Raw genomic sequence first — 10,862 nt, 5'->3', positions numbered from 1 at the left:
TGGAACAAAGGACTTCGACTTGGATCCCGTACTGGTTGCAAAGCTTCGACCAATTTTTCAAATGGCAGGTCCTGGTGGTTTTGCGCATCCAATACCGTCGCCCTGATTTGTTCCAACAGCTCGGCAAAGGTCGGATTGGCCGACAAGTCGCTACGCAACACCAGAGTGTTGACGAAGAAACCGATCAGGTCTTCGATTTCCCGACGATTGCGGTTAGCAACCGGGATGCCGACACAAAGATCGGTCTGACCACTGTATCGGCTCAACAACAGTTTAAACACAGCCAGCAGCAGCATGAATAAAGTAACGTTATATTGCTTGCTTAAAGCCCTAGCTTGTCTAGCCAACTCTAATGGAATCTCGAAACTGATATTGCTCCCTCGATAAGTCATCACCGCTGGCCTGGGTCGGTCGGTCGGCAATTCCAATACGCCGGTTGCATCAGCCAACCGCTGGCGCCAGTAGCTGAGTTGCCGATCCAGTTCCCCTCCACTCAGCCAGCGGCGTTGCCAACAGGCGAAGTCGGCGTATTGAATCGGTAACTCAGCTAGAGGTGACGGCCGGCCTTGTGAAAAAGCCCGATACAACGCAGCAAACTCGTTAATTAAAACCGCCGACGACCAACCGTCCGAAACGATGTGATGCATCGTCAGCATAAGGATGGCTTCTTGCTCGCTACCGCTGTCGACTAAGATCAATAAGCTAGCCCTAATCAACGGCCCCCGCTGCAAATCAAAGGGTTTGGCTGCTTCTTCGCGACACATCGCCTGCCAAACTGAAGCCTGATCAATTTGTTCGGCGCTCAAATCGATACGATCAACATCAAGCTTAAGATCCGGTAATATCTTCTGTACCGGCTCGCCGCCTTCGCCCATCACGAATATAGTCCGCAAAACCTCGTGACGCCGAACAATTTCCTGAAAGCTTTGTGTCAAAGCGGCGATGTCCACGCGGCCCTTCAGGTGTAAGGCCACCGGGATGTTATAAAATGGACTATTCGGTTCGAACTGATCCAAAAACCATAAGCGTTGCTGGGCAAATGATAAGGGGATGGGCGTTTTGCGCTCGCCCGGTGCAGCGAAAGATACGGCCGACTTGTTAACGGCACTAAGCACATCAATCAGTCCGACCTTTTGCGCCTTGATTTGTTGAGCAAGCTCATTGGTCAAGGCGCCCGGCGGCGCCTTACACTTTAAATTTCCATCTTCGACGAATAGTTTGATATTTAAGTCACGTAGCGAAGCAAGTAATTGATACACCATCAAAATTCGATCTCCTCGAAATCGGTTTCGTTAAAAGAGCCAGCTTCTACGGCTTCCGGTCGGGTAGCCCAGAGCAACACGTCGATTTTTTCCGCCAACGTAGCGACGTTGCCGGCCTCGAACACGCTACGCAAGGGCATGTCGATCGCAAAACACTTAGCCACCCGCGACGCCAACTGGGTAGCCAGCAGTGAATGCCCACCCAATTCGAAAAAATCATCTTCGATGCCGACTCTTTCCACACCTAACACTTCCTGCCAGATTTCAGTCAGACGGGTTTCAATCTCATTGCGAGGGGCGATGTACTGTTCAGAACGGTGATCTTCGAAATCGGGATCTGGTAGCTTCTTTCTATCCAACTTACCGTTGGGACTAAGCGGCATTTGCCCGAGGACTACGAAAGCGCTCGGTAGCATATAGTCCGGCAAGACTTGTTTGAGTTTAGTTTTCACGTTATCTAGTTGTAACGTACCAGGTTGTTCTTCAACCAAATATGCCACTAAACGCTTACCTCCGGCTTGGTCTTCTTTCGCCAATACTACGGCTTCTTTGATTTCAGGATGTGCCACCAGTTGCGATTCAATCTCGCCTAGTTCTATCCTGAAGCCTCTGATTTTGACTTGATGGTCGATACGACCAAGATATTCAATGTTGCCGTCCGGTCGATAGCGCGCCAGATCTCCGGTCTTGTACATTCGACTACCGTCCGGACCATACGGATTTGGGATAAACTTTTCGGCAGTTAGCCCCGGCTGTTTAAGATAGCCCCGGGTAATGCCATTACCCGCAAGAAATAACTCACCCGCAACCCCGATAGGCAAAGGCTGCTGAGCGTTATTTAGAATAAAAGCCTTGGTATTATTAAAAGGCCTTCCAATAGCCAATAACTCCTCGCCATTAGCCTTCTTATCTTCGAAATAAATACTATCGATAGTCACTTCGGTCAGACCATAACTATTGACTAGCCGGGCATGATCACCGAGAAAACCAAGAAAATAATTATATTCTTCAGAACCCCAGCTATCAGATCCACATATTAATAAGTCCATAAAACTAATATTCAACCGCTCATGTTCCATATAACTGATTAAGTTTCTTAATACTGCCGGAACGAATTCAGCTACTTTAATATGTTCATTGCGCAACAATCTGTATAGTTTTGGGGCATCCAATAATATATCGCGTGGGCAAATAACCAGTCTATCTCCGGATAGTAAAGCGCGTACAAAATCTCCGGCACAAACATCGAACGATAAACTGGCCATTTGTAAATGACTTCGTGTCTTATCCCCTAATCGATAAGCATCACGCCAGGAGTAATAGGCATTAACTAAGTTCTCGTTTTGAACCATAACAGCCTTTGGCCTATCTGTGGTACCTGATGTATAAAGGACGTATACCAGTCCTTTTGCAAATATGGTTACGTTCAGATTTTCTTCCGATAGTTTGTCAATTTTATCTTGCAATAAGTCTAAATTGACACGATGGAATTCCCCGGGTTTTAGAAATTCTAGTAGATTCGACCGGGTTAATATTACTGCCACCTCGCTATCCTTTAACATGAACTCCAACCGTTTTGATGGATAATTCAAATCAAGAGGAAGATATGCCCCCCCTGCCTTAAGAATTGCTAGAACAGCAATAAACATATCCAGTGAGCGTTGAACCCCAATTGCCACTACAACATCCGGGCCAACACCCAGCTCGACCAGATAGCGCGACAACTGATTGGCTCTAGCATTCAACTCGGTATAACTCAGACTGAGTCCGTCTATTGTTAACGCGATGGCGTCAGGCATCTTCTCAACCTGAACTTCGAACAACTGGTGAATACAGAGTTCTTTGGGATATTCAACTTCGGTCGCGTTACAGTCTTTCAGAATTTGTCGTTGTTTAGCTTCGCTCAACATCGGCAAAGTGCCCAATTTGGCTTGCGGTCGATCAACGCAGACCTTGAGCAGTTGTCGCAGGTGTTCGAGCATTTCGGTCACAATACTGTCCGAAAAACGACCGCTGTCGTAACTAATCTCCAGACGCAGACATTCACCGGGGGACACAGTTAGGTTCAACGGGTAGTTGGTCAGGTCAAAGCTCGATACTTCGTCGATAACCAACTCCCCCTCAATATTCATCAAGGTTTGATCGATGGGGTAGTTTTCAAAGACCAGCAGGCTATCAAACAAGGATTGGCCACGCCCAAGCTCGGACCAGATTTGGATTTGTGCCAACGGGGCGTATTCATAGCGGCGTAACGTCTGGTTATGTTCGAACATCGCTTGCAACCAGTCGCATAGACTTGTTTGCGGAGCGATACGTACCCGCACTGGCAATGTGTTAATGAACAATCCGACTTGTTGTTCTATGCCAATGAGTTCCGCTGGTCTCCCGGCAACGGTAATGCCGAACACTACGTCGCTAGTACCACTGTAGTGACTCAGCAACAGAGCCCAGGCGGCTTGCATTAAGGTATTGAGGCTCAATTTCTGATGTCTGACGCAACGTTGCAGACATTGGGTTTCGTCGGCGGTCAGTACTAGTTGATGTTTACGGTTTTCCCCTAGCAAACTTTTACTGCCTCGCCCCATGTCTACACCGAGAACCGTTACAGATTCGAAGCCTGCCAGCTGGTCCCGCCAGTAGTGCTCTGCCGCAGCCATGTCCTGGTTTTGCAGCCAAGCAATGTAATTACGATAGGCTTGGGTAGGGACAAGTTTTAATTCTTCACCTCGCCGTAACTCATGGTAAATAGTGAAGACTTCTCGGATCAACATCGGCATACTCCAACCATCAATCAGGATGTGGTGATAACTCCATAGCAAATAATGTTGCTTCTCACCGATTCGAGCCAAATTCAGCCGCATCAGCGGAGCTTCATGAAAATCATAGCCTTGCTGGCGATCGTCAACTTGCATAGTTTGCCAGCGTTGTTGTTGTTCTGATTCGGACATCTCTCGCCAATCATGTACGACAATTGATAACTTCGCTTGGTGTTCAACGATTTGCAGTGGTTGCGCCAATCCTTGCACCCAAAATCGGGTACGCAGGATTGCGTGGTGCTGTAAGAGTTGTTGCCAAGCGAGCTTGAACGCGCTTATTTCGAGTGGACCGGTCAATCTGCAAGACAGCTGGATGCGATAAACGTTGGTATCAGGTTGATAAAGACTATGGAACATCAAGCCGTGTTGTAGTGGTGATAGAGGATAAACATCCTCAATCATCCTCGGTGTTAGATCTAGAGCGTCTAATTGAGTTTGCGTTAGGGCCGCTAATGGGAAGTCTGAGGGGGTATAACCACCACTTTCGGCTTGCCGGCAATGATCTATCAGAGCTTCAAGATGAAATTGGTAGTGACCAGCCAGGGTTTTTAAAGTAGCACGTCGGTAGCGGGCGCGACTGTAACGCCAACTCAGTTGCAGTTGGCCAGCTTGGATACTGGCCACAACATCGAGTTCGTGAGCGCGTTCGCTGGCTAGATCGTAGCTGACACCGACTGGGTCCGAACCAAGCGCAAACAAGCCGTCATCTTCCAACGCAGTGTCGAGCTGTCCCAAATAGTTGAAGATAATCTGGGGTTGTGGCTGGCTGGCTAAGTTTTGTCTAATTTCGGCGTCGTCCGATAGGTAACGCAACAGACTGTAACCGATGCCGTTCCCCGGAATGCTGCGCAGTTGTTCCTTGATGCTTTTCAGATGCTGCGCTAAGCCGTCGCTAGAGTTAACGCTCAACAAGACCGGGTAGACGGTGGTAAACCAGCCCACGGTACGCGACACATCAAGATCGTCCCTCAAGTGTTCTCGACCATGACTTTCACACTCGATAAGCCAATAGCTAATCAAGGAATCAGCCCCAATCACTTTGCCCATAGTATCCATTTGCGACTGACTGTTGCTCCAGTCGCACAAGGCCAGTACCAGAGCAGTCAACAACAGATCATCGACCTGGGTACGATAGGCCTTTGGCACTTCTTGCAGTAAAACTCGGGTCTGTTCGATACTTAGCTTAATTGTGACGGCATCTTCCGACCCGATCAAATTGATACCAGCAGGGTAATCGACCGGCAAAGTTTGCGCTTGCCGACGGCACGGGTCTAGCCAGTAGTCGAGATTGAGCTCGAAGTCGCCAGTGTGCGTCACTTGCTTCAGTCGTTCGGCCCAATATTGAAAAGACGTCGTTTTGGCCGGCAGGCGTATGTTTTGGCCGGCCAATCCTTGACGACAGGCGCTTTCCAAGTCTTCCAACAAAATGCGCCAGGATACGCCGTCGACCACCAAGTGGTGAATGACGATCACCACGCGCCGCTCGCCATTGCCTAGCTCGAACCAAACCGCGCGCAGCAACGGCCCTTGGCTTAAATTCAGCGATGCTTGGCAAGCGCCCGCTTTCGCCCGTAACAGATCACCGCGTTGTTCGTCCAAGACGGTGGACAAATCGACGCATTCGAAGATTTTGTGAGCCTCTTCGCCCAAATTGGTTTGCCGCCACCGGCCAGCTTCTTCCATGAATCGCATCCGCAGGGCGTCGTGCTGGACCAACAATGTGCGTAGCGCGGCCTCGAACACCGCCGGCGTTAGCTCGGGCTTGACGCTCAGTATCAAGGCCTGATTCCAGTGATGAGGATCGACGAAACCTTGTCCGAAAAACCAGTGCTGGATCGGCGTCAGGGCCACGTTACCCGTCACCATGCCTTGCTCGGCGACCGCTGTACTGGCGGTTTCGGCGACCGTTGCCAGTTCCGCGATCGTCGGCCGTTCGAATAGCTGTTTGGGCGTCACGACGATGCCGGCCTGCCGGGCGCGGCTGACCATCTGGATGCTGAGAATGGAATCTCCGCCCAAGGCGAAGAAATTATCGTGGCGGCCAACACGCTCGACGCCCAACAAACCTTGCCAGATTTGCGCAAAGGCGACTTCGACGGAACTCTGCGGCGCTTCGTATTGGCCCGCCCCTTGCCCGTTCCAGTCCGGCGCCGGCAGCTGTTTGCGGTCGAGCTTGCCGTTGGCGGACAGCGGCATCTCGTCCAACACCACGAAGGCACTGGGCATCATGTAGTCCGGCAAAACTTGCTTCAGTTCGTGTTTTAGGACCCCGACTTGCAAACAGTCTGCTTTCGCTTCGACGATGTAAGCCACCAAGCGTTTATCGCCGGGATGATCTTCCCTAGCCAGCACCACGGCCTCTTTGACTCCGGGCAGGGTCAGCAACCGGGCTTCGATTTCGCCGAGCTCTATTCTGAAACCTCGAATCTTGACTTGATGGTCGATGCGGCCCAGGAACTCGATCATGCCGTCGGCCCGGTAACGAGCCAAATCGCCGGTTTTGTACAAACGTCCGCCGCCGGCTTGGAAGAAATCAGGGACGAAGCGTTCGGCCGTCAGCTCGGGACGGTTCAGATAGCCTTGTGCTACTCCCAGGCCGCCAACGAAAAGTTCGCCGGAGACGCCGGCCGGCACCGGCTGCAGGCAGCGATCGAGAATGTATATCCGCACATTGTCGATAGGCCTGCCTATCGGCAACATCGCCGACGGCTCGCCATCCAACCGGTAAACGCTGCTCCAGACGCTGTTTTCGGTCGGCCCGTACTCGTTGTAAAACGAGGCATCCGGAAATAATCGGCGATGCTTGGCGGCAACTTCGCCTGAGCAAGCTTCGCCAGCGACGATTACAGCTTTCAGGCTCGGCAGCCTAGCCGGTTCGACGGCATCGGCGATGGCCGCATAAAACGACGGCAAAGCCAACAGGTGGCTTATGCCGTGGCATTCGATCAATCCTGCCAGCGCACGGGGATCGGTTAATGCTTCTTTTTGTGGCAAGCAAAGGCTCGCGCCTTGGGTCAAGGTCCAGAAGATCCCGGCCACTGAGCTGTCGAAGGCAAACGACGATAGCAGTAAAAAGCCGCTGAACGGCTCTTGGTAATAGCGGGTTCTGACCAGCGTCGAGTGCAACAAATTGCCGTGACTGACGGCAACGCCCTTGGGTGAACCCGTGGAACCCGAGGTATAAATGACATAAGCGATGTCGTGAGGGCCAGGTTCGTGTCGCTCGGGCTTCTCGCCGCCAACGGCAAGCTTCGCCATATCGTTCGGCGCTTGATCCACCAACAACAGCGCCAAACCATCGCGAGCGAATTTTCCGGCCAGTTCGCCGTGCGTCACCAAAAGATCGACGCTTGCATCGGCCAACATGAACGCCAACCTGTCGTCGGGGTAATCCGGATCGAGCGGCACATAGGCAGCGCCGCTTTTCAGCACGCCGAGTAAAACCACGATCAATTCGACGGATCGCTGCAAACTGACACCGACTCGGTTGCCCCGGCCCAGACCTTGCCGGTTTAAGGTTAATGCCCAAGCTTCCGCCTGATCGTCGAGCTGTCGGTAACTCAGGGTTCGATCGGCAAACACTAATGCCGGACGATTTGAATAACGGGCTGCCTGTTCGGCAAACCATTGGTGGATTAGCGGTTGTTGCGGATAAACCTCATCCTTGCCGCTCCAATCCCCAGTCCATTGCCGGTATTCGTCGGCGCTCAACAATGGCAAACGAGACACGACGGAATCTGGATGCCGGCATGCGCCGGCCAGCAAAGTTTGCAAATGCCCGGCCATCCGCTCTATCGTTTCGGCGGCGAATAAGTCTTTGGCATACTCGAAACTGCATGCTAAACGCCCCTCCCCTTCGTCGACGAACAAGGTCAAATCGAACTGGGCGGCGCCGTTGTTTAACGTCAAAGGCGAAACATTCAAATTCCCCATCCGAAAATCCGCCGCCGGCACGTTCTGCACCGCCAACATCACTTGAAACAAGGGCGCATGGCTGGGGTTGCGGGGCGGATTCAGGGCATCCAATAATTGTCCAAAAGCTAATTCTTGGTGATTTTGGTCCTGTAAGGCTTGCTCGCGAAGCTGAGCCAAGCAGTCGGCGAAAGAGATTTCGTCGTCGACCCGGCAACGCAAGACCAAGGTATTGACGAAAAAACCGATCAAACTGGCAACCTGGCTACGATTGCGGCCGGCCGCCGGATAGCCGATGCAAAAATCCCGGCTGCCGGAATAGCGGTGCAACAGCGCCGAAAACGCCGCCGCCATGACCATGAACAATGTGGCCTTGTGTTGCCCGGCCAATTGCTTGACTTGCCGGCTCAAATCCTCGCTTAATTCGAAGCGATAAACTTCGCCGCTGTAACTAGGCTGCGGCGGCCGCGGACGGTCCAAGGGCAATTCCAGCAGCGGCGGCGCGCCGGCCAACTTGGCCGTCCAATATTCCAATTGGCTTTGCCGTTGCGCGTCGCGGCCGCGTTGCCAAACGCAATAATCGGCGTATTGAATCGCCAGTTCCGGTAAAGGCGACGGCCGGCCTTCGGCGGAGGCTTGGTAAAGGGTCGCGACTTCTTGCATCAACACCGCGACCGACCAACGATCGGACACCATATGGTGTAAGACCAGCAACAGAATATGCCGCTCACCGCCCAAGTCAACCCATGCTCCCCGAAGCGGCGGCTGCAGGTCTAGCCGGAACGGGCGGCGAATGAAGTCTTGCGCCCGCGTCTCGAAAGCCGGCATTTTTTCGTTTTCCGCCAACGCCGACAAATCCCAATCTTCCAGCGGCAATTGCGCTTCGGTTTCGACTTGCTGGCACGGCCCCCCTTCCAACGCCAAAAAACGACTGCGCAAAATTTCGTGGCGCCGGACCACTTCGCTCAAGGCTTGCGCCAACAGCTCGCCGCGTAAAGCGCCATCAAGCCGCACGGCTCCGGCAACGTTATAAATCGGATTGTCCGGCTCCAATTGCGACATAATCCATAGCCGCTCTTGCGAATAGGATAAAGGCGCCGTTTCACCAGCTGCGCGCTTCGCTATCGAGTCAGCCGTGGTATTCTGCCCGAGGCGGGCAATCAAACGCGATCGATCAGTTGTTACGGAAACAGGGTTAGCGGTTGAGATAGTCATGTCTTGTCGAATCCTTAAGTTGATAAAAGAGAGCCGACTTAATCCTGGCCTAGAAAAATTTCGTCGCGTCCATATAGACGCCGGGCATCGCTAAAGCCACGCTCATGACAAACCGCTAACATTTTGTTGATTTCGCGAATGTAGGCATCGTCGTCTTCCGGCTCCAGCGCCATGAAATATTGCAGCCACGGCTCACGACCAATGGCGTAGATGTAGACGCGACTGGCGCCGACGGCATCCAGTAATTGCAATGCACCTTCGGCATTACTACCGTTGGAGCGTCTGGCCTGGCAATGCTTGTGATCCGGCAGCTTGGGTAATAAAGCGCCGTAAACCCAGGAGAGCGGTGCGCCAATGCATTCCATGCCTAAAAACACCGTGTCGATAGATCCATATTCAGCACATAGATTCTGGTACATGTGCTTATCCAGGCAGTTCGAATCGGCAGCGAATAATAATTTCCGATTCCCGACACGAACTAAATACGCGCTTTTCGCAAAAGGCAAATCATTGTGTTCGCCCAGGAAAGGTACCGCGACGATCTCACCACCGGTAAACGAGATACTGTCTAACGGATCAACTTCAACGACCTGCTGAAAACCCAATTCTCTGGCCAACAGTTTCATCGAGATATCGGCATAAAAAATGCCCGAACTTTTAGGTACAACTAGGCAACCAATTTTGTGCCGTAACCGTAATAGGGTTTCGAAGACATAATGGTCATGATGAACATGAGTAATTAGCACGTAATCGATATGCGCCGGCAAATCTTGAAAACTATAACGATCTATTCCACCCTGACTGGGTTTTACAGCAATGAAGGGATCAATCAGCACGGCAATACCAGCGGCTTCGATTAATACGCCGGCGTGACCAAGGTATCGGACGCGCGCACCTGGACCCTGCCAGGGTTCGGCAGTGCGAGCCGATTGCGCGGTTAATAAACGGATCAGTTTATCTTCGTCGCCAGCATCCAAGCCCAGAACCTCCCGGATATAGCCCAGGGATTGAGGCTGACTATCCAGTTTGAATAATTCGTCGACGGCCGACTCGGCAAACGGAATCTGCCAAGATACGCTATCGTCATCGGGCAGGCGTGGCGTACTCATATAATACGCACGGACTCTGTCGTGGGTTTGGGTAAAAAGCCGTAACGACTGCAAATGTTTTTTGTAATGCCGGCTTTTATAAAAAAGGCTCTCGATACAGCGAACAATCGGGCGGTTGTTATAGTCATAGAGCAGTTCGACGAAACCGCGTAACGACTGGGGTAGCTGAGGGTAATACACTTCCAGACTTTGCCCGATAGCCTCTCGATCCAGCAGATTCTGAAAAGCGATGAGGTCTTCGGCCATTTGTAGACTTTCCGCATGCTCACCGCCCATACGTTCCAACATTTGCGCAATGTCGGCCACTCTGTCGAGCGGTACGTTCACAAAAGGACCACCCAGCAGTTTTGGATTAGCGCTGGATTTAAGATGAATTTCCGGATTTTGCAGGTACGAGGTCAGGTTCTTCTTCTGATAATTCAGCATATGCAGGCTGTAGGGGACCGGCGAAAAAGTGTGCGGCCAGGCAACCCAGTGATCAACCAGCGCTTCTACTGCGGTGGAATCTGCAAGTCGGTATAGCGTTTTGTCGTTCATGGTTTCCGTTT

General features: G+C 52.0%; 3 protein-coding genes. All 3 read right to left on the bottom strand.

Going from position 1 to position 10,862, the window contains the following annotated elements:
- Nucleotides 1-1,262: condensation domain-containing protein (locus BJL95_RS00775; RefSeq protein ID WP_254786652.1), on the bottom strand; the 1,262-nt coding region annotated here is incomplete at its 3' end.
- The gene (locus BJL95_RS00770; RefSeq protein WP_083385539.1) at nt 1,262-9,205 is read right to left on the bottom strand and encodes a non-ribosomal peptide synthetase; all 7,944 of its coding nucleotides are present in this window, start codon (nt 9,203-9,205) and stop codon (nt 1,262-1,264) included. The genes BJL95_RS00770 and BJL95_RS00775, both read right to left, overlap by 1 nt.
- 38 nt (nt 9,206-9,243) lie before the next feature.
- Nucleotides 9,244-10,851, bottom strand: coding sequence for an MBL fold metallo-hydrolase (locus BJL95_RS00765; protein WP_071154886.1), 1,608 nt, complete (start codon nt 10,849-10,851; stop codon nt 9,244-9,246).
- Nucleotides 10,852-10,862 lie beyond the last annotated feature (11 nt).

Origin of the sequence: Methylomonas sp. LWB, from assembly GCF_001856095.1 — a bacterium.
Lineage (GTDB): Bacteria > Pseudomonadota > Gammaproteobacteria > Methylococcales > Methylomonadaceae > Methylomonas > Methylomonas koyamae_A.
Note: the sequence above shows the minus strand (reverse complement) of the source record. Positions and strands in the feature narration are given on the sequence as shown.

Excerpts from the sequence above, each read along its gene's own strand:
- BJL95_RS00770 (WP_083385539.1), bottom strand. The coding sequence starts at position 9,205 with ATGACTATCTCAACCGCTAACCCTGTTTCCGTAACAACTGATCGATCG.
- BJL95_RS00765 (WP_071154886.1), bottom strand. The coding sequence starts at position 10,851 with ATGAACGACAAAACGCTATACCGACTTGCAGATTCCACCGCAGTAGAA.